Genomic DNA, 19519 nt, shown 5'->3' on the forward strand with positions numbered 1-19519 from the left:
GACAGCCTCTGTCCCCCGGTGGCTCAGCCTGGCGCGAGGGTCAGGCGCAGGAAGCGCGGGCGGTAAATGTCGGCGCGGTGGATGACGTCGGCCGGGGCGAGGCTGTTGACGTTGTAGGAGAGCACGATGTCACGGGGGCCGTGTTCGAGTTCGGGGTGCTCGTGGGGGTTGTAGGCGATGACGTTCCGGTTGCGGTACGTGCCTGCCGGTCCGGCTTCCGGCGCCGTGTACACCGTCCGGGGCCGGGTGAAGGGGCCGCCGGGGGAGCGTGACCAGGCGATCTGCGTCTCCGCGCTGAACGGGACGTCCGCGCGCTGGGTCACCAGCGCGTACCAGGAGCCGTGCCGCACCACGCTGAGTTCGTCCGAGGTGAGCAGCGCGCCGTCGGGGCCGGCCAGCCGGGCGGCGTCTCTCTCCCGGTCGGACCAGACGCCGCGCGTCGTCCAGTACTGCCAGGAACGCCGCAGGTCACGGCCGGTGACCCGGGCGAGCCGCAGGTGGCTGCGGCCTTCGCGGGTGCGCTCGGTCCCGTAGACGTACGTGTGCTTGCCCGCAGGCTCCAGCCACGCACCCCACGCGATGCGGGCGGAGGACGGCAGCGGGGTGACGGAGGCGGGTCTGCCGTAGGCGTTCGCGCGGAAGGCGGCCAGTGCGTTGCCCTGCCAGGCGATGTCCAGGGGACCGCTGCCCGTTCGCGTGTAGCGGGCGTAGACGACGCTCACGCCATGGCCGTCGGGGAGGCCCGCGCGTGCCCAGTACCAGGACGTGCGGTCGGGGCCGGCCATCGGAGGTGCGGGCTGACCGGTCTGATCCAGGGCGGTCGCAGTGTGCGGGCCGTGCGCGGTCCACAGGACGAAGCTGTTGTGCAGGAAGGGGGTCGTTCCGCCGTCGGCGACGGTGGGGGAGCGGGATCCGTCGGGCCGTACCGTGCCGAGGAACGTGTCGGAGAACACCCACAGTTCACCGGCCGGGGTCGGTACGGAGTACGTGCTGTCCCCGCCGGTCCAGTGCCGTGGTGAACGGTCATGGTCGGCATACGTTCCGAACGCCGCGCCGAGGGTGTCAGCGGTGCGTACCGCCACTACGCGGGGCGGTACGGGGGCCGGGGCGGACCCCGAAGGAAGGAAAGCGCAGAGTACGGAGAGCACGGCGGCTGCGGCGTATTTCCGCAGGGCGAAGATCTGCATGGCGCAGGGTTCAACGAGCTGTCCGGCCCGGAGTGTCCCCCCACCGCCGGTTCGCAGTCGTGATGGAGGGCGGCGTCTGTGCAGTGCGGTGGCCCGTTTGCCGGCGCTTGTCCGGCAAGATCCCGCCAGGGGCGACCCACCATGCACGGACATGGCCACGCGCACGGACCGCCAGGGTTCGCCCTCCCCCGGGCGGCGTCCCGCCTCGTCTCCTCACGCCGCGTGAGGTTCGAACCCGCCCGCGCGGGGAGTGCGGGGACCCCCGCATCCACACGCCCGGGGCACCGGCTTCCGACGCCGGGGTTCCGAGCCCACCATCAGGGCGAAGGCCGAAAACGAGAGAGGGAAACCCGTGAACTCGAGGAACTTCCGCCTCGCCCCGGCGGTGGCCGTGGCCACCGCGGGACTGCTGTTCGCCGGCGCGGCGGGGACGGCCGTCGCGGCTCCGTCGGACGAGTCCCCGACCCCGACGAGCAGTGCCGCGAGCGATGAGGCGCAGAGCAACTGGAAGCCCGGCGGCTGGTACGACGACGAGGCGTCCTGCAAGAAGGCCGGCGAGCAGGGCAAGCAGGACCACAAATGGCGTGAGTACCAGTGCAAGCGCGAGGAGAGGCACCCCGGCCGCTACGACTACCAGTGGCATCTGTACTACCACTAGGGCCACTGCCGCTGCCGCCGTCTCCCTGCCCCTGCGGGACTCCAGCGAGGAAGCCGTCCTCTTCCTGGAGCTGTCGCGCAGAGCGGACGAGGAGGCCACGGTCCGGCTCGCGGACGCCGTCAGGCTCGCGGTGCTGCGGGACTTCCGGATCCCCGTCCAGGAGGTGTACCTGGGGCGGCGCGGCTCGCTCCCCAGGACGACCAGCGGCAAGGTCCGCCGGCTCGACCTGCCGCGGCGCACCGCGAGCGCACCCTCGGCAGCAGCTTCCACCCGGCAGGGAGTCCTCTTGCGGACGGTGGACATCAGCTTGTGAGGACCCAGCTTGTGAGGACCAGCTTGTGAGGACCAGCTCGGGCCGGCTCGGGTCAGCCCGGGGGGATCAGCCCGTGAAGATCAGCGAAGCCCGTGTCCTGCTCACCGGCGCCAGCGGCGGCATCGGGCACGCCCTCGCCCATGCCCTGGCCGCCCGCGAGCCCGGCTCGCCGGGCCGGTCGACATCCTCGTCGCCAACGCGGCCCTGCCGGCCGGCGGCGAGGTGCTGGGCTGTTCCCCCGAGCAGATCGACCGCGCCCTCGACGTCAATCTGCGGGCGCCGGTCCTCCTGGCCCGGCTGCCGGCCCCGCGGATGGTCACGGCGGGACGGGGCCACCTGGCCATGATCGGTTCGCTCTCCGGCCGCGCGGCGTCCCCCGGCGCCTCGCACTACAACGCCGCCAAGTTCGGCCTGCGCGGCTTCGACCTCGGCCTGCGGCAGGACCTGCACCCTTCCGGCGTGGGCGTGTCCGTCATCCAGCCCGGATTCGTCCGCGACGCCGGGATGTTCGCCGGCACCGGGGCCGCCGCACCACGCGGGACGGGAACCGTCAGCCCCGAACGCGTGGCCATGAAGACGCTGCACGCCATCGAACGCAACCGGGCCGAGGTGAACGTCGCCCCGCTGCCCCTCAGGCTGGGCAGCGCCGTGGGCAGTCTCTTCCCCGCCCCGGCCGAGAACGTCCAGCGCCGGGCGATCAGCCCGGAAGCCCCGCACCGCATTGCCGATGCGCAGCGCCACAAGCGCTGAGCCTCGTGCCCATGAAACGAAAGGATGAAGCGAACGGATGACCGTTCACAGGTAATCGCCCCTCGGACGCCTTTTGTGCTTGGGGATGATCTGTGTACTGGGTAGGAAAGTTGGCCATGCACGCGGCACACGACCGCCTGGTCCGCACCCAGGCCGACCTCCGCATCCTCCCGCCCGACGCCGCCCGCGCTACGTCATGACCCCCGAAGCGGGCGACGCGGGGGCAGGCGTGAGCGCGTGCGGAGGGCGAGGGCTGCCGCCCGGCCCCGGCGGACCCGCGCTCGTGCAGCCCCTGCGGTTCCTCCACGACCCCTACGGTTTCCTCGCCGAGCAGCAAGCCCGGTTCGGCGACGTGTTCACTCTGCGCCTCAGCGGCTGGGGCGATTTCGTCCTCGTGAGTGCGCCCGACGACGTCCGCAAGGTCTTCACGGCCCCGCCGGAGGTGCTCTCCGCGGGGAGGGCCCGTCGGGTGCTCGACCTGATCTACGGCACGCGCTCGCTGCTCACCCGGGACGGCCCGGAACACGCCCGGCAGCGGCGGCAGCTCATGCCGCTGTTCCATCGCGACCAGCTCGTACGAGGCGGAGGTGCTCACGCGGCTGCTCCTGGACCTGGAGCAGGAGGAGGCGCGCCGCTTCGAGCGGTGCCTGCACCGCTTCATCGACGCGGCCCACCACCCCGCCGTCTTCAACCTGCCTCCTGCCCTGACCCGGTACGGCGCAGGACCGTGGCGGCGCTACCGCCGTACCAAGGCCGACCTCGACGGCCACGTGGACAGGGTGATCGCAGCCCGCCGGGCCCGCTCACCGGCACCCGCACCCGCACCGGCACTGGCGCCCGCGCCGGCCCGCCTCACGCCACGAGCCCGGAAGGGACCGAAGGAACCAGTCGCCGGGGGCGACAGCAGGAGCAACGACCCGATGATCACGCGACACGGGAGCTGACCGCATGACCAGGCAACAGGAGCTGAGGCCGGAACCGGGACCGGAACGGGAACAGGCGATGCGGCCTGCGGCCTGCGGACACGGCGCGGGCACCCGGCCCCGCATCAGCACAGGACGCACGGGTACGGGACGAGAGCTGGCCGCCCTCGTCGACGAACTCACCAGGAGCGTACGCACCCCATGACGACCACCGACTTCGGCGCGGTGCACAACAGCGTGCTCGAACTGACCGACCGGCTGCGGAAGACGGACGCGTACCCGCTGTTCCCCGTGGTCGCCCAGGCCGGGCCGACCCGCGCCCGGGTCCGTGCCGCAGGCTGCGCAACCGAACGGGACGTCACCGTCCTCGCCTCGGCCGACTACCTGGGGGTGCTCGGCACGCTGGCAGGGCCCGGGGACGTGGTGTTCCTGGACCGCTTCGACCACGGTTCGATCACCATGGGCGCCCGGCTGTCCGGGGCCGGCGTACGGATGTTCCGCCACAACGACGCGGCCCATCTCGAAGCGTTGCTGAGCTCCGGTGAAGCGAGGGAAGCGCGCCGGCGGCTCGTCGTCGTGGACGGACTCTTCGGCGCCGACGGCGACCTGCCTCCGTTGCGGGAGATCGCCGACCTCGCGCAGTTCCATCAGGCCCTGCTGATCGTGGACGAGGCGCACAGCGCGGGTGCCCTCGGGGCCCGGGGGTGCGCGGCTGCGGCTCGGCGTCACGGCTGCACACTCCGAAGCCGAGCTGCAACGGGCCGTTCAGATGATCGCCGCAGCAGTGGAAGAGGAGCAGTGAACGGTGAATGAGTTCCCTGGTATCTCCGGGATCTCCGGCGTCTCTGGTATCTCCGGTGTCTCCGCCTCTGGCGGTGCCTCCGGCGTGGCCCCCGTCGACCGTGCCGCCTTCCGCAGGAGTTCACCGCCACCGGTGCGGTGGCGCTCGCTGGGCCGGCTGACGCACCAGCACCCCTCCGGACCGCTCGTCATCTTCACCTCGTTCATCACCCTCCTGCTGCCGGCCGGGCTCACCGCCTCGGGGACGGTGACCGGGGTGGCGCTGGTGCTGGTCGGCTATGCGGCGTGGACGCTCACGGAGTACGGGGTGCATCGCGGGCTCTTCCACTGGGAGGCCGAGGCGGGGACGGCAATGGCCCGGCTGCACTGGACGCTTCACGGGCACCACCACGATCACCCCGACGACCGCCGGCGACTGGTCATTCCGCTCGCCGTCACCATCCCGGTGGCCCTGCTCCTCTGCGGCTTCTCCCGGCTCGTCCTCGGTACGCATTGGATGGCATTCATGGCGGGCTACGCCGTCGGCTACCTGCTGTACGACATGATCCATTACCACGTGCACCATCACCGCCCGCGCTCCAGGGCGGGGAGAGCCCTGCGCAGGTGGCACATGCTGCACCACTTCGCCGACGACAGCCGGCGCTTCGGCGTCAGCGCGCCGTGGTGGGACCTCGTCTTCGGGACAGCGGGTGGCCGGCGTGCCGTCGGCTCCCGAGACCGGCCCGTGAGCGGGAATCCCGCCGAGTGATACCGAGCGCCAGTGCCGCACACCGGCAGGGCAGCCCGTACCGACGTCCTCTTCCGGGATGACGCAGGCTGCCCCCTTCGGACGACCGAAGGATCAGCTTCCGGTCGGACGCTCCGGACTGCCGCCGTGCCGAAGAATGACGGCCCATCAGGGCTGTCCCGGCGGAGGGCACGGCCGCGCGAGGGACGTCACGGGGGAGGGGCGGCCTGATGAGAGGCAGAAGCAAGAGCAGGAGCAGGAGCCGGGCTCTGCGGAGGACGATCGCAGGGTGGGCAGCGGTCGCGGGAGCGCTGGTCGGGGCGACGCCCGCGGCAGCCGCGCTCCCTGCCCCCGTCCCGGCTCCGGCCCCGCACGCGTCGCCGCAGGCGTCGGAACGGCCCGGCACGGACACCCGCGCCCAGGTGCAGCAAGCACTGGACGCCATGGTGAAGGCGGGAGCCCCCGGGGTGCTGGCCCGCGTCGACGAGCCCACCGGTTCCTGGACCCTGACCAGCGGCACAGCCGACCTCACCACGCGCCAAGGCATCCCGCACGACGCCCGGTTCCGCATAGCCAGCCTCACCAAGGGCATCGTGGCCACCACGGTCCTGCGCCTGGCCGAAGCCGGGCAACTGGAGCTCGACCGGCCCGTCGCCACCTGGCTCCCCGGCGCGATCCACGACGCCGACCGCGTCACCGTGCGTCAGCTCCTCAACCACACCAGCGGGCTCGCCGACCACCTCGACCACCCCTCCTTCCGCGACCCGCAGTCCTACACCCGGCGCACCTGGCAGCCGCAGCACCTGGTGGAACTCGCGGACGGCCTTCCCCGGGCACACCCGCCCGGAGAACGATTCACCTACTCCAACGCCGGTTACATCCTGCTCGGCCTGCTCGTCGAAAAGGTGACGGGAAACCGGCTCGGCGACGAGATCGAGCAGCGCGTGCTCCGGCCCGCCGGGATGACGCGCACCCGGCTGCCGCTCACCGACCCGCACCTGCACGGCCCGCACGCCACCGGGTACCTCCTGCCCGACGGAGCGGACGGAACGGATCCCGGCGCGCTCAAGCCCTTCACCGAGATCAACCCGTCGTTCGCCTGGGCCGCCTACGGGCTCGTGTCCGACGCGCGGGACGTCAACCGCTTCTACCGGGCCCTGTTCGGCGGGCGGCTGATCGGCCCGGCATCCCTGGAGCAGATGCGCACCCCGGTGGACACCCGGCAGGCACCGGTCTTCCCCCACTACGGACTGGGCCTGGAAACGGCCGGACTGACCTGCGGCGAGAAGTGGGGCGGGACCGGTTCGATCCCCGGCTACGTGACCTTCGCCTTCGCCGGCCCCGAGGGGAAGCGGCGCATGACCATCTCGGTCAACGTGCAGCGCAATGACCCGAGGGCGGGAGAGATGCTGATCCACGGGGTCGACGCGCTCAACCGGTACTTCTGCGGGAAGCCCTACCCGGCCCGGCCCTCCGCAGGCAGCAGCCCGCAGACGCCCTGACCAGCGCGGGCGAGGAGCCTCACCGGGGCACGGGCTGTCCGCGCGGACCGGAGGTCGCACCGGCGGACTGGCGGCCCACCGGCGTCGCGCCGGCATCGCATCGGCACCGCACGCGGTGGGCCGCTTGGCCGAACACGGCCGTGTTCACTCCGGCGCACGAGTCCGGTACATCGGTTCTTCGTCACGCATGTCCTACCGTGACGACTGTGCCGCGTCACCGCGTCCACCGGCCCGCGAAAGGGAGCATTTTCGTGTCCGTGCCCGTCGCGCTCGACCACAAGGCCCGTACGTACAGCCTCGCGCACGCCTACTGGCTTGCGCGGGCGGCCGACCTCTCCTACAAGGACAAGGCCACCATCGAGAAGCAGGCCCACGACTGGGGTTTCGACCGGGTGCGCCACCACGAGACGCGGTTCACGCCGCCCTTCCCGCTGGAAGACACCCAGGCCTTCACGATGGCCGGCAACGACATGATCATCACGGCCTTCCGGGGCACGGAACCCGCGCAGATCCGCGACTGGCTCTCCGACGCCACGACCCCGCCCTGGCCCGGCCCGGCGAAGACGGGATACATCCACTACGGCTTCGGCAAGGCCCTGGAATCCGTCTTCCCCGAAGTGAGGGACACCCTCAAGGAATACCGGACGAACGATCAGACCGTGTGGATCACGGGCCACAGCCTGGGCGGTGCGCTCGCCATGCTCGCCGGAGCCCGGCTGTACCTGGAGGAACCGAAGCTGCTGGCCGACGGCGTCTACACGTACGGCCAGCCCCGTACCTGTGACCGGCTGCTGGCGGCCGCGTGCAACAAGGGCTTCCGGCAGCGGCTCTTCCGGTTCGTCAACAACAACGACATCGTGCCGCAGCTGCCGCCCGAGCCCGCGTACACCCACGTCGAGACCCTGCGGTACATCGACTCCGCCGGCAAGGTCCACGAGACCATGTCGCTCCTCGGCGGCCTCGCCGACCGGGCGAAGGGCATGACGGCCGACGCGTTCGCGCCCGCGAGCGACGGCGTGCGCGACCACTCGATCCTGAAGTACATCGCGGCGCTGGAGAAGAACCTGGCCTGACCGGCCGCCGCGCCCAGGTCGGCTTCGGTCTGTGGCGAGCGCGGCGCGGCCGTGCCGTCAGTGCCCGAACGGCGGCTCGAAGCACCCGGATTCCAGGTACGGGCCGTTCGTCTGCACTGCGTAGTTGGTCTTCTGCACAAAGGCCGTGACGCAGGCGTCGGGGTGGACCCTGAGGCCGATCCGGGTGCCCTCGGGGGTGACGTAGTGATCCGTCTCGAAATGCGGTCTCATTCCCTGTACGGAGAGCGTGCCTCCCAACTGCTCACCCTTCGGCCCTGTCCGCTCCTCCTCGTACCCGAGAGCGAGCATTGCCGCGCGTACGCTTTCGGGGTCCCATTTCTTCTGTTCCCAGAGCCGCTTGAGCACGGGCTCGATCCGGTCGGCCTCCCTCTTGGCGTCCTTCGCGCCGGCGGGGGACATGTCACGGGGGAAGCGGTGGGCGTTGTTCTCCCGGTAATGCGGGGCGCCGTCACCGGCGCCGGGTTCGACGTAAGGGGAAGCGCCGGCCGAAGGGGCGCCGGACGCCGGGGCGCTGCTGGAGGAGCCCGGGTCGGCTGTGGAACCCGGGCCGGTACGGGAGCCCGGAGCGGCACTGTTGCTCGGGCCGGAGCCGGACCCCGGGCCGCTGTGAGCGCCCGACGCCGTACTTGACGCCGCACTCGGCGCACCGGCCGCCGCCCCGCTGCCGCGCTGCTCGCCGCAGGCGGTCAGGGATATGGCCGTGCCGAAGATCAGGGCGCCCGCGGTGAGGCTTCTGCTTCGCCGGATCATTGAGGTCAGCATGAGAGCGACTCTGCCATGACGGGTCCGCCGCCTGCAGTCGGCGGGGTGGTGGCCGGCGGTAAGCGCCGCTTCGTGCTCTGCCGGCTCTCCTGACTCGTCCGCTGACTCTTCCGCCTCTCTCGGCTCTTCCGCCTCTCCCGGTGGGAAAATCCGTTGTCGCGTTCCACAGGGTCGGAGACGCTTACCCTGTGATCAACATCAGAACGCTGTCCCCCGACGACTGGCCGCTGTGGCGCGAACTCCGTCTCGCCGCACTCGCAGAGGCGCCGTACGCATTCAGCTCGCGCCTCGCCGACTGGCAGGGGGACGGCGACCGGGAGGAGCGCTGGCGCGCCCGGCTGGAACTTCCGGGTTCCCTCAACCTGATCGCCGAACTCGACGGCAGTCCCGCCGGCATGGTCAGCGGGACCCCCGGCCCGAACGCAGGCACCGTCGAGCTGATCTCCCTATGGGTCGCTGCGGACGCGCGGGGCCGCGGAGTGGGCGAGCACCTGGTGCGGGCAGTGGAGCAGTGGGCGACGGACATGGGCGCGGAACGCCTCCACCTCGCCGTCATGCCCGGCAACGAGTACGCCTTCGCGCTCTACCGCCGCCTCGGCCTGCACGACACCGGCCCGTACGGCGACCCTCTGCCCGACGGCCGCAGGGAACACGTCATGGTCAAACACCTGCCCGTGGACCGGGATGCCCACCGGGCCGACGTCCGGCGCGTCGCCGCCGAGCAGGCCGCCATATGGCACGAGCTTCTGGAGCGACTGAAATGACCCCCCGCTACCTCGACGTCCAGGACGTGCTGATCGTCGCCGGCCCGGCCTGCGGCGACACCGAACTCGTCGTCCGCGACGCCGGTTCGCTCGACTCCGCGGCCCACCGCCCGTCGGCCGAGATGTACGGGCAGGAGATCCACCCGGGCCTCCTCGAAAAGGCGGCCGCCCTGCTCCAGGCCGTCGCGATCAATCACCCGCTCATCGACGGCAACAAGCGCACCGCCTGGCTCTCCTGCGTGACGTTCCTGGCGCTGAACGGCATACGGTTGCGTCCGGACATCGATGCGGCGGAGAGCCTGGTGATCGGTGTGACCACCGGAGCGATCCGGGAGGTGTCCGACATCGCCGGCGCGCTGTGGGACCTGGCGGAGTGAGCGACTGCCGACGACTTGCAGACGGCCCGGGCAGGGCGATCGCCCGCTTCGGAGGGCGTCCCGGGCCTGGTTCGCAGGCTGAGCGAGCCTGATCTCTCAGCGCTCGCGAAAGCCGCCGAGGAAGCGCCGGAAGACGCCGCCTTCCGGGGTGAGCGGGGCGGACGGCGGGGGAGCGGTGGGCCGTTCGCGGGCGATCGGCTGGTCGTAGTCGGCCCGGGCGATCGCGTCGACGGTCTGGTCGAGGTCGAAGCTCCCGGAGTCCTCGATGGCGGGCACGAAGCCGACCAGGACTCCGTCCCGCATGACCTGCGCTTCGAGGCCGGCGGTGTCGTCGGTGTCCCAGACGGCCTCGCGGCCGTCGCGCAGCACCACGCGCACCCCGATCTGGTAGACGCCTTCGCGCGCCAGGTGAGCGTTCACGCCGCGCTGCCGCAATGCGTCCACGACATGCAGCGCCCGGTTCTCCTCCATACAGCCACGATAGCGCCGATACCATCCGCATTTATTGCATTGGCGCTATATGCATGCATAGACGCGGAACCGTCAGCCCTGGTAGGCGTCCTCCAGCCCCTGGATGTCGATCTTGCGCATGCCCATCATGGCCCGCATGACCCGCTCGGCCGCGGCCCGATCCGGATCGTTCAGCAGCTCGACGAGCCGGCGCGGGGTCACCTGCCAGGACAGGCCGAACCTGTCCTTGAGCCAGCCGCAGGGACCCTCTTCGCCGCCCTCGCCCAGGCGGGCCCAGAAGCGGTCGACCTCCTCCTGGTCCGCGCAGTCGACGCTGAAGGAGACGGCCTCGGTGAAGCTGAACTGCGGTCCGCCGTTGAGGGCGACGAAGCGCTGGCCCGCCAGTTCGAACTCGACGGTCATGACGGACCCCGGCGCGCCCGGGCCCGCCTCGCCGTAGCGCTGCACTGCGACGACGCGCGAGTCGTCGAAGACCGAGACGTAGTGGGCGGCGGCCTCCTCGGCCCGGCCGTCGAACCAGAGGAAGGGCTTGATCTTCTGATTGATGCGCACGCTGACGAGTAGACCCGACTCGGGACCGGAAAGCCCGTCCATCGGGCGCGCATGTCACGGCCCTGGCCGAGCGCCGGGGCACAGTGACCGTCCTTTGGGCCGTGGCGTACGCCGCTTTCGGCCTGTGGCCTGTGCGCTGTGCGGGATTCCGCTGTTCGGCGGCGTTCTGACGTCCCCAGCGCTGGATTGGGCGGTCGTGGCAGTGGGGGCGCTCGCGGCGCTGGCCTGCGCCGCGGTGGTGCGCTACGGGCCTCGCCCGGGGCTGCGGGCGCTGCTGTGGACGCGGACGAGTCCAACTCGCCGCCTGCGCCGGGACCGCGGCCTTCCTCCCGTACGTCGCGATGAAATCGCGCGGTCGGGGCGGCGCGCTGTGAGGTCGGCCGACCGTATGAGCCGGGAGAGGGCTTCGGCGTCGCCCCACACCGGACAGGCCATGCGTCGTTCTCCGGAAGCTCCGGCAGGGCTCCGTGTCATACCGATGATGACGCACGACCCCACTGACAACGGACCGACCGCGCCCGGACATGCGTGGGCCCGGCCCAGGACCGCATGACCCTGGGCCGGGCCGGAATCGCCTGTGGTCAGTTGAGCGCGTCGGCGAACATGCCGGGCTCGTACGAGCCGCCCCGCTGGTGCAGGATCACGGCGAGCCGGTTGGCCGCGTTGATCAGGGCGACCAGGGAGACCAGCGCGGCGATCTGGTCGTCGTCGTAGTGCTTGCGCACCCGGGCCCAGGTCTCGTCGGACACGCCGTCGTGGGCGTCGGCGAGCCGGGTGCCCTCTTCGGCGAGTGCCAGCGCGGCCTGCTCGGCCTCGGTGAACACGGTGGACTCGCGCCAGGCGGCGACCAGGTTGAGCCGGACCGCGGCCTCACCGGCGGCCGCGGCCTCCTTGGTGTGCATGTCGATGCACCAACCGCAGCCGTTGATCTGGCTGGCGCGCAGCGACACCAGCTCCTGCGTGGACTTCGGCAGCGCCGACTGCTGGATCACCATGCCGGCGTTGGCGAACCGCTTGGCGAACTTGTTGCCGAGCTCGTTCTCGAACAGGTTGAAACGGGCGTCCATGACTTCGTCCTCACTCGTGGTGTCGCACTGGCGAACAAGAGATGCCGGCCGCCCGCTCCTTGTGACGGGACGGAAGTGTGACCTGAGCCACCGCTCGCGGGTGTCACAAAGCCGCGGTGACCGGCGTCTTGTGCGCGTGACACCTTTGAAGGCGAACAGGCAGGAGCAGTCGGTGAACAGCGAGTACAGCGAGCGCACAGGGGACACGGACGGGGAGGCCGCTGACGGCGCACGCACCAGGGACCCCGCCACCGAGACGTTCGTCGCCCACCGCAACCTGCTGTTCACCGTCGCCTACGAGATGCTCGGCTCCGCCGCCGACGCGGAGGACGTCCTGCAGGAGACCTGGCTGCGCTGGGCGGGGGTCGACCTCGGCACGGTGCGGGACCAGCGCGCCTACCTGGTCCGGATCACCACGCGCCAGGCGCTGAGCCGGCTGCGCACGCTCGGCCGCCGCAAGGAGTCCTACGTCGGCACCTGGCTGCCCGAGCCGCTGCTGACCGCCCCGGACGTGGCCGAGGACGTCGAGCTGGCCGACAGCGTCTCGATGGCGATGATGCTGGTGCTGGAGACGCTCGCGCCGACCGAGCGGGCGGTGTTCGTGCTGCGCGAGGTGTTCGACTTCGGGTACGAGGAGATCGCCGAAGCCGTCGGCAAGAGCCCGGCCGCGGTCCGCCAGATCGCGCACCGGGCACGGGCCCACGTCGCGGCGCGCCGCCCGCGCGGGACCATTTCCCCCACCGAGACGCGGGACGCGCTCGACGCCTTCCAGCGGGCGATCGAAACGGGAGACCTCCAGAGCCTGCTCGGCGTCCTCGCGCCGGACGTCGTCCTCATGGGCGACGGCGGCGGAGTCAAGCAGGCCGTCCTGCGCCCCATCCTGGGGGCCGACAAGGTGGGCCGCCTGCTGATCGGCGGGCTGGGCAAGGTCGCTGCAGCGGCGTCGCTGGGGCCGACGCAGGTCAACGGCCACCCCGCGCTGATGCTCCGGCTGCACGGCGAGATCGACACCGTCCTCGCGGTGCGCATCGACGAGGGCCTCATCACCGGGCTCTACGCCGTGCGCAATCCCGAGAAGCTCTCGCACATGCAGCAGGAGACCACCCTGCACCGCTGAGCCGGGTCCCCCTCCCGGACCTCGCCGGACCTCGCCGGTCACGGGCCGTCAGTCAGCCGCCGGGACGGGGGCGGTGCCGGTCAGTGGCCGGTGGGGCGGGCCGGTACGTAGGCGAAGCCGTGGGGGCCGCTCCCGCTCCCGTTGTCGCTATCGCCGTCGCCCTCGCTGCCGATGGCGATCTCGCCGGTGGCCTTGCCGTCGGCCAGGCTGATGGTGGTGACCGTGGAGCCGCCGCCGTTGGACACGTAGGCGACTGCGGCGTCGGGGGAGGAGCCGATGGTCAGAGGCATGGGTCCGGCATCGACGCTGCCGAGGGGCTCGAAGGTCCCGGCAGCGAAGATGTGCACGCGCCCCGGCAGGAACCGCGGCGCGCCCGCGTCTCCCTGGGCGGGAACGAAGCGGACCTCGCCCACCAGGAGTGTTCCGTCGGAAGTGATGTGGACCGGGACCGCAGGGCCGGGGAGCGGAATGGTGTGCTGGAGCGTGTCCGTGGCGGTGTCGAACACGCTCAGGCACGGCGGTGCGGCAGGAGCGCCGCGGAGGGCGAGCATCGGCGTCGCGGCGACCACGTACCGGCCGTCGGGGGTGACCGCGACGCCTTCACTGCCGCCGACCGGGATGGTGCCCGTGAGCCGGCGGGCCTTCAGGTCGACGACCGAGATGAAGGGCGCTTCCTTGTTCGTCGCGTAACCCTTGGTGCCGTCGGGGGTGACGGCGAACCAGTGCGGGCCGGGGGCGCGGGTGCCGATGCGTTCGACGACGGCGCGCCGGTCCACGTCCACGACCAGGACGCCGCCCTCGCCGACGGGTCCGGCCTCGACGCTGACGTAGAGCAGCCCGCGTGCGCTGTCCAGCGCCAGCCCGTGAGGGGCGTGCTCCGGGGACACGTCGACGGTGTCGATGACGTGGTGCGTGCGGGCGTCGACTATCACGAGTTCGTGCGCGCGCGGTCCGTGATGCCCGTAGAAGCCGCTGCGGTAGGTGCTCACGCAGTAGAGCACCTGACGGTCGGCGTCGTACAGCACCTCGTGCGGCTTCGGCGGGAGCTCCACGGCGGCGATTTCCCGGTGGCCGGCCGCGTCGAGGAAGTGGAGCCTGTGGGTGTTCTGGCCGATGACAGCCAATACGTCGTTCATCGTTCTCCCTGATGTGGGCTTGAAGAGGCCCAAGTGAGGCCTCTGTTGAGGCCTGCCCGGCGATGCCTTCGACGTTAGGACCCGCCCCTGGGTTATCACCAGTGAAAGTATGGTCAGCAGTCATTCCACTCCGGATAATCCGTGCATGCCCCGACTCGATCTCAACCTGCTGGTGGCCCTCGATGCGTTGCTGGAAGAGGGCAGCGTCACCGGCGCGGCCGAGCGCCTCAACACCTCGCCTCCCGCGATGAGCCGCACCCTCGCCCGCCTGCGCCGGACTCTGCAGGACCCCGTCCTCGTCCGTGCCGGCCGCGGCCTGGTACCCACGCCCCGCGCGCTCGAACTGCGCGCCGAGGTCAACGCCTTCGTCAGCCACGGACGTACTCTTCTCGCACCGCACGGCGCGGTGGACCCCGGCGACCTGCGCGCCACCGTGGCGATCCAGGCCAACGACGCGCTGCTCACCTCGCTCGCCGCACCGCTGACCGCCAGGGTGCGCGGCCAGGCGCCCGGTATGACCCTGCGCTTCGTACCCGAGAGCCACGAGGGCACCTCGGCCATGCGCGACGGCACCGTCGACCTCGAACTGGGCATCCTCGACCACCTCGACCCCGAGACCCGCACCCGGCCCCTGGCCGACTCGGAGCTCGTCGGAGTCGTACGCGACGGCCATCCGTTCGTGGCTGATCCGCCGGACCCGCGCCGGTACGCCGCCGCCGACCACATCGGCGTCTCCCGGCGCGGCCGCGCCACCGGCCCCATCGACGACCGGCTACGGGAACTCGGCCTCCAGCGGCGCGTCCCGGTCACCGTCCCCGGTTACGCCGCTGCGCTGTTCATCGTCCGCGACACCGACTTGGTCGCCCTCGCCCCCGCCGGACTGGGCGGTCGCGCACCGCAGTTGCTGGGCCTGTCCACCTTCCCCATTCCGCTGGACCTTCCGCCGGTGAGCATCGGCATGGCCTGGCACCCTCGCAACGACCGTGATCCGGCCCACCGCTGGCTGCGCCGGCAGATTCGCGAGACCGTCCGGGAAGTCGCCGGCGACCAGGGCTGACAGGTGCGGGCGCGCCCTTCAGCGCCCGCCTTCCCCCGGCTTGGTGAGCCGTCGCGCCAGGGTGTGCACCACGCGTGCCCGACCTCCATTTGACCTTGAGTGCGCTCCAACACCTAGCGTCTTGGACAGATGGTTCGAGTGGTTCGAGCGGTTCGAGATCAGGAGACAGCAGCATGAGTGACGTTCCCACCCGCTACCTGGGCGGTCTGGCGGTTTCCGGGCAGGGCCTGGGATGTATGGGCATGAGCCACGGCTACGGTGCCACCGACGACGAACAGTCGATCGCGACACTGCACCACGCTCTCGACCTCGGGGTGACGTTCTGGGACACCTCCGACTACTACGGCGCCGGGCACAACGAAGAACTGATCGGACGCGCCATAGCCGGCCGCCGTGACGAGGTGGTGCTGGCCACGAAGTTCGGCTTCGCCAACCGCCTGGGCGAACCCACCCGGGTCCGCGGCGACGCCGCCTACGTACGGCAGGCGTGCGAGGCGTCGCTGCGCCGGCTCGGGGTCGATCACATCGACCTCTACTACCAGCACCGGGTCGATCCGCTGGTGCCGATCGAGGAGACCGTCGGCGCCATGGCCGAGCTGGTGCAGGCCGGGAAGGTCCGCCACCTCGGGCTGTCCGAGGCCGGCGCGCACACCATCCGGCGGGCGCACGCGGTGCACCCGATCGCCGCTCTGCAGAGCGAGTGGTCGCTGTGGACCCGCGACCTGGAGACGGAGATCGCCCCGGTCTGCCGTGAACTCGGCATCGGCCTGGTCCCGTTCTCCCCGCTCGGGCGCGGCTTCCTGACCGGCCAGTACCGCTCGGTCGAAGGGATGGCCGAGAACGACGTGCGGCGCAGCCAGCCGCGGTTCGCCGACGGCAACCTCGAACGGAACCTGGCGATCGTCGCGAAGCTGGACGAGCTGGCTGCGGCGAAGGGCGTCACCGCCGGTCAGCTCGCCCTGGCCTGGGTGCAGCACCGGGGCGACGACGTGGTGCCGATCCCCGGCACCCGGCGCCGGCGGTACCTGGAGGAGAACTTCGCGGCCCTGACCGTCGAACTGTCCTCCGACGAGCTCGACGCCATCGAGGCCGCTGCCCCGCACGAGCAGATCGCGGGCACGCGCTACGACGCGACCAGCCTCACCTTCGTGAACCACTGAGCCCGCCCGCCGCTGTCAGTCACAGGCAGTGCCACACCGTCGTGGCTTGTCGTGTGCGTGCGCTCTGCGTGAGCGGGGCCGGGTCTGCATGAGTGGAGCCTGCTCCGCATCCCGGAGGCCCGGGCCGGGTTCGGTGCTCGTGGTGACGCCGGCGAACGTCAGGCCGACCGGGGCATCCTCAGGGCGGCCGCTGTCCCGGCTGCCAGGAGGGCCGGCACCGCTACGGCTCCTGTCCGCCTCCTTACTCGGCCCGCTGCCGTCACCGTCGCATCAACTGGACTTGGCGTAGGCGTAGAAGTTCCCTTTCGGGCTCACCCCGGTGAAGCGGAACCCGCACTCCTGCAGGAGAGCCTTCCCGCGGGATTCGGCCAGGACCCGGAAAACGCATTGCTGATGAGCGACCACGCGTCTGTCCTGCCGAAGGCAGTAGTCCTTGACCAGCCGGTCACCCGAGAGGGCTTTGACCGTCTGCTCGTAGACCAGCCCGTTGGGCAGCACGTGCTCGTAGTCGTCGTGGGGACGCTGGACGGCGATGAGCAGGACCGCGCCGGGCCGCAGCGCGGCGTGCAGGCGGCGCAGCGCGTTGACATTGCCCTCGTGGTCGGGGAGGTGACTGCCCAGCGGGGTCTCCGCGCCGGTTCGGTAGTGAGCCCAGACGCCGCCTACGGAGAACGCGCCGTCGAACGAGGCGGGCAGGTCGAGTCGCTGGATGTCCTGGTTCAGCAGTTGTACGCGTTCGCCCAGGCGGGCGCGGGCCTGCGCCAGCATGCTTTCGGTGTGGTCCAGTCCGGTCAGATGCAGCCCGTCGGTCCTGCACCGGAGCAGCCGCTCGCACACCAGCCCTGTCCCCACACCGAGCTCCAGGACGTCCCGGCGGCCCTGCAGGAGGTCGGTCAGCTCGGCCGCGTACGCGTCGTAGTCGTAGTAGCCCGACGTCATGATCAGGTCGTAGTAGTCCGACAACCCTGTGTATGCGTTGACCACGCCGTGATGCTAACAAGGACATCGCCGACACCGTCTCCCAGGATCCGCAGCAGCCGCGGAGCTCCCAGCACTCCCGTCACTTTCAGCGGTCCGCCCGCCACCGCCGGCGCGTCGCACAGGCCGCGCTCCTCGCCGTCACCGCCGTGACCTTCCGCCAGGCCCGTACGGCGATGCCCAGGCCGGATCGCTCGCCCCCGGCCTGCCGGCCACGCCCACCGACGCGGACCTGCGCACCCTGAGGCTCCAGCTCGACCGGGCCGGCGGCTGCGGCACCAAGACGCAGGACGTCCGGGTCCGGCTCCACGGTGTGCGCCGGTTAGGGGCTGGTGGGGTGCAGCGGCCGGTGGTGATACCGGACGGCGTAGAAGGCCGTGTGATAGGGCGAGTCCTCGTCGACGGGGCCGAGGGCACGCAGTACCTCGTCGCCGCGCGGATCGTCGTGCACGAACAGCTCGATGGCTGCCGTGACCCGTACGGCCTCGGCCTCGTCGTGGAGACGAGCGGCAAGAGCGTCCCAGGGGGCCGGAGAATCCGTGGCGGCCCTGCCGAGCGCCCTGCAAGCGCTCTCGCGTACCTGCGCGTCCGTGTCCCGGGCGCAGGCCATGACGGCGGCCAGTGCTTCCGGGTCCCCCTGCGCGACCAGCCGGTGGAGGCCGGAGAGCGCCCATCTCCGGACCTCGCGGTCGGGGTGCCGGGTCAGCGCCGGCATCAGCTGCTCGGCTCGGCGGTCCATGGCCTCGGCGAGACCGGCGGCGAGTGCCCGCATCACCCGTGGATCTTCCTCGCGCGCTGCCCAGGGGAGGAAGAGGTCGACGAGCGGCGCGTCGTAAGGGTCGTCGTCGCTCTCGTCGAAGAGGTTGAGGAGGCGGATCACTTCGGCACCGCAGTACCGCTCCAGCGGGTTCGGACGGTCGCGCAGGGCGGTGGCCTCCGCCAGGACGGCGGGGGCGCGGCGCCCCTGGAGCGTGAGCGTCGTCGCCGTCCACACCGGCTGGCCGACGTCCGGCTCGGCCAGGGCACGGCCCATCAGCTCGGCGAAGGCCGGCGCGATTCCGTATCGGGGCTCGAGCTCGGTGAGGATCGCGGTGTGCCCGTTGCGGACCGTCAAGCCGCCGAGCGACAGCTCCCGGCAGACGCTTCCCCACCCGTCCAGGGCTGCTCGGCGCACGACCGGCTCCGATGAGCTGGCCCCGCTCCTGCGGCGCAGCTCGGCCTCGGTGCCCGTGAGGTGCCAGTGCCGGGCCAGCTCCAGGGCGTTGCGTCCCTGGGCGTCGGTCAGCTCCGGATCCGCTCCGCCGCTGACGAGCACGGACGCGATCACGGGATCGCCGCCGTCGACGGCACGCAGCAGAGGCGTACGGCCGTCAGGGGCGGTGCAGTTCAACCGGACCGGCGGGGTGGAAAGCATCAGTTCTTCGATGACGGGGAGATCGAAGGCATCCACGGCCAGACACAGGGCCGGAGTGCCCTGCTCATCAACGGTGTCGGGGTCGGCGCCCGCGGCCAGCAGTGCCGCCACCGCCTTGGCGTCCTTGCTCCGCACCGCAGCTATGAGCGGATCCTCACCCAAGCCCTCACCCTGCCCTTCAGCTCGTCGGACCCGAGTGTCGCATGTGCGGGGCCGCGTCCTCTGCCGGGCTGCTCGTAGGGCTTGCCGGGAAGGTGACGATTTGCTCGCGCAAGGCGGGTACGGCGGCGAAGGGGGGAGAGGGCGACACGTCCGCCGAACCGGCAAAGTCGGCCCACGATCGGATCATGTCCGCCCGGGCCGGGGTAACCACTCGAAGACCCATCAAGGAGGTTGACATGGCCGGATTCCTCGACCGGGCCAAGGCACAGGCCCAGGAAGCCCTCTCCCAGGGCAAGCAGAAGGTGGACGAAGTGCAGGCCCAACGGGCCGGGGGCGACCTGCTGAAGAAGCTCGGCGCTGCCTACTACGCGGAGAAGCGCGGATCGGGCACGCCGGATGCCACCCAGCAGGCCCTCAGCGCCCTCGAAGCCCACATCGCCACGCACGGGGACGGCTTCCTGCGCGGCTAGCGGCTCGTGGGCGTTCCCGGTGTCGGCCGGCCCCGAAGCCGGGGCCGGCCGACACCGATCCCGCGGCCACGTGCGGT

21 protein-coding genes are annotated in these 19519 nt (G+C 71.3%); 13 read left to right on the forward strand and 8 right to left on the reverse strand.

Annotated elements, in window-relative coordinates; all coding sequences use genetic code 11:
* Positions 1-23 precede the first annotated feature (23 nt).
* A complete protein-coding gene (locus B7P34_RS05595; protein WP_189382492.1) occupies positions 24-1082 on the reverse strand; it encodes a hypothetical protein in 1059 nt (352 codons plus the stop codon).
* A 457-nt stretch (positions 1083-1539) separates the two neighbouring features.
* Here B7P34_RS05595 and B7P34_RS05600 point away from each other — a divergent pair, with 457 nt between their 5' ends.
* The 7 genes from B7P34_RS05600 to B7P34_RS05635 all read left to right on the forward strand — a co-directional run bounded on the left by B7P34_RS05600 (position 1540) and on the right by B7P34_RS05635 (position 7934).
* Positions 1540-1845, forward strand: a complete 306-nt coding sequence (locus B7P34_RS05600) for a hypothetical protein (RefSeq protein ID WP_106674662.1) — start codon at positions 1540-1542, stop codon at positions 1843-1845.
* Positions 1846-2380: 535 nt separating this feature from the next.
* Positions 2381-2908 carry an SDR family NAD(P)-dependent oxidoreductase gene (locus B7P34_RS05610; protein WP_286157447.1) on the forward strand — a complete coding sequence of 176 codons (528 nt, stop codon included), beginning with the start codon at positions 2381-2383 and terminating at the stop codon, positions 2906-2908.
* Between the two features lie 587 nt (positions 2909-3495).
* Entirely contained in the window at positions 3496-3852 is a 357-nt protein-coding gene (locus B7P34_RS05615; RefSeq protein ID WP_106674664.1) for a hypothetical protein, read from the forward strand.
* Positions 3853-4032: 180 nt separating this feature from the next.
* Positions 4033-4644 (forward strand): aminotransferase class I/II-fold pyridoxal phosphate-dependent enzyme, encoded by a 612-nt coding sequence (locus B7P34_RS05620; protein ID WP_106674665.1) that lies wholly within the window; start codon positions 4033-4035, stop codon positions 4642-4644.
* A 73-nt stretch (positions 4645-4717) separates the two neighbouring features.
* The gene (locus B7P34_RS05625; protein ID WP_189382495.1) at positions 4718-5380 is read left to right on the forward strand and encodes a sterol desaturase family protein; all 663 of its coding nucleotides are present in this window, start codon (positions 4718-4720) and stop codon (positions 5378-5380) included.
* Positions 5381-5781: 401 nt separating this feature from the next.
* Complete coding sequence (locus B7P34_RS05630; protein WP_189382497.1) at positions 5782-6861, forward strand: serine hydrolase domain-containing protein; 1080 nt, start codon at positions 5782-5784, stop codon at positions 6859-6861.
* 251 nt (positions 6862-7112) lie between these two features.
* Positions 7113-7934, forward strand: coding sequence for a lipase family protein (locus B7P34_RS05635; RefSeq protein ID WP_106674668.1), 822 nt, complete (start codon positions 7113-7115; stop codon positions 7932-7934).
* A 57-nt stretch (positions 7935-7991) separates the two neighbouring features.
* Here the strand turns inward: B7P34_RS05635 and B7P34_RS38275 are convergent, their stop codons facing one another.
* Complete coding sequence (locus B7P34_RS38275; RefSeq protein ID WP_223267538.1) at positions 7992-8705, reverse strand: hypothetical protein; 714 nt, start codon at positions 8703-8705, stop codon at positions 7992-7994.
* A 200-nt stretch (positions 8706-8905) separates the two neighbouring features.
* Between B7P34_RS38275 and B7P34_RS05645 the strand changes: the two genes are divergently transcribed.
* Both B7P34_RS05645 and B7P34_RS05650 read left to right on the forward strand, forming a co-directional pair.
* Positions 8906-9481, forward strand: a complete 576-nt coding sequence (locus B7P34_RS05645; protein ID WP_106674670.1) for a GNAT family N-acetyltransferase — start codon at positions 8906-8908, stop codon at positions 9479-9481.
* Positions 9478-9858, forward strand: a complete 381-nt coding sequence (locus B7P34_RS05650) for a type II toxin-antitoxin system death-on-curing family toxin (RefSeq protein ID WP_106674671.1) — start codon at positions 9478-9480, stop codon at positions 9856-9858. Before B7P34_RS05645 ends, B7P34_RS05650 begins: the two co-directional genes overlap by 4 nt.
* Positions 9859-9954: 96 nt before the next feature.
* Here B7P34_RS05650 and B7P34_RS05655 read toward each other — a convergent pair whose 3' ends face one another.
* From B7P34_RS05655 to B7P34_RS05670, 3 genes are all read right to left on the reverse strand, one after another.
* Complete coding sequence (locus B7P34_RS05655) at positions 9955-10329, reverse strand: hypothetical protein (RefSeq protein ID WP_106674672.1); 375 nt, start codon at positions 10327-10329, stop codon at positions 9955-9957.
* A gap of 72 nt (positions 10330-10401) precedes the next feature.
* The gene (locus tag B7P34_RS05660; protein WP_223267539.1) at positions 10402-10881 is read right to left on the reverse strand and encodes a VOC family protein; all 480 of its coding nucleotides are present in this window, start codon (positions 10879-10881) and stop codon (positions 10402-10404) included.
* A 581-nt stretch (positions 10882-11462) separates the two neighbouring features.
* The gene (locus B7P34_RS05670) at positions 11463-11948 is read right to left on the reverse strand and encodes a carboxymuconolactone decarboxylase family protein (RefSeq protein ID WP_106674674.1); all 486 of its coding nucleotides are present in this window, start codon (positions 11946-11948) and stop codon (positions 11463-11465) included.
* A 172-nt stretch (positions 11949-12120) separates the two neighbouring features.
* On the opposite strand from B7P34_RS05670, the gene B7P34_RS05675 reads away from it, so the two are divergent.
* Positions 12121-13065 carry an RNA polymerase sigma-70 factor gene (locus B7P34_RS05675; RefSeq protein WP_223267540.1) on the forward strand — a complete coding sequence of 315 codons (945 nt, stop codon included), beginning with the start codon at positions 12121-12123 and terminating at the stop codon, positions 13063-13065.
* A gap of 80 nt (positions 13066-13145) precedes the next feature.
* Here the strand turns inward: B7P34_RS05675 and B7P34_RS05680 are convergent, their stop codons facing one another.
* Positions 13146-14201: a YncE family protein gene (locus B7P34_RS05680; RefSeq protein ID WP_146166741.1), complete on the reverse strand. Its 1056-nt coding sequence runs from the start codon at positions 14199-14201 to the stop codon at positions 13146-13148.
* 145 nt (positions 14202-14346) lie between these two features.
* On the opposite strand from B7P34_RS05680, the gene B7P34_RS05685 reads away from it, so the two are divergent.
* Both B7P34_RS05685 and B7P34_RS05690 read left to right on the forward strand, forming a co-directional pair.
* Positions 14347-15258 carry a LysR family transcriptional regulator gene (locus B7P34_RS05685; protein ID WP_106674677.1) on the forward strand — a complete coding sequence of 304 codons (912 nt, stop codon included), beginning with the start codon at positions 14347-14349 and terminating at the stop codon, positions 15256-15258.
* A 173-nt stretch (positions 15259-15431) separates the two neighbouring features.
* The gene (locus B7P34_RS05690) at positions 15432-16418 is read left to right on the forward strand and encodes an aldo/keto reductase (RefSeq protein ID WP_106674678.1); all 987 of its coding nucleotides are present in this window, start codon (positions 15432-15434) and stop codon (positions 16416-16418) included.
* 270 nt (positions 16419-16688) lie between these two features.
* Here the strand turns inward: B7P34_RS05690 and B7P34_RS05695 are convergent, their stop codons facing one another.
* Positions 16689-17402 carry a class I SAM-dependent methyltransferase gene (locus tag B7P34_RS05695; protein ID WP_189382499.1) on the reverse strand — a complete coding sequence of 238 codons (714 nt, stop codon included), beginning with the start codon at positions 17400-17402 and terminating at the stop codon, positions 16689-16691.
* A 316-nt stretch (positions 17403-17718) separates the two neighbouring features.
* Positions 17719-18972, reverse strand: coding sequence for a HEAT repeat domain-containing protein (locus tag B7P34_RS05705; RefSeq protein ID WP_189382501.1), 1254 nt, complete (start codon positions 18970-18972; stop codon positions 17719-17721).
* Between the two features lie 236 nt (positions 18973-19208).
* On the opposite strand from B7P34_RS05705, the gene B7P34_RS05710 reads away from it, so the two are divergent.
* Positions 19209-19442, forward strand: coding sequence for a hypothetical protein (locus B7P34_RS05710; RefSeq protein ID WP_106674680.1), 234 nt, complete (start codon positions 19209-19211; stop codon positions 19440-19442).
* Positions 19443-19519 lie beyond the last annotated feature (77 nt).

Origin of the sequence: Streptosporangium nondiastaticum, from assembly GCF_003011965.1 — a bacterium.
Taxonomy (GTDB): Bacteria; Actinomycetota; Actinomycetes; order Streptomycetales; family Streptomycetaceae; genus Streptomyces; species Streptomyces nondiastaticus.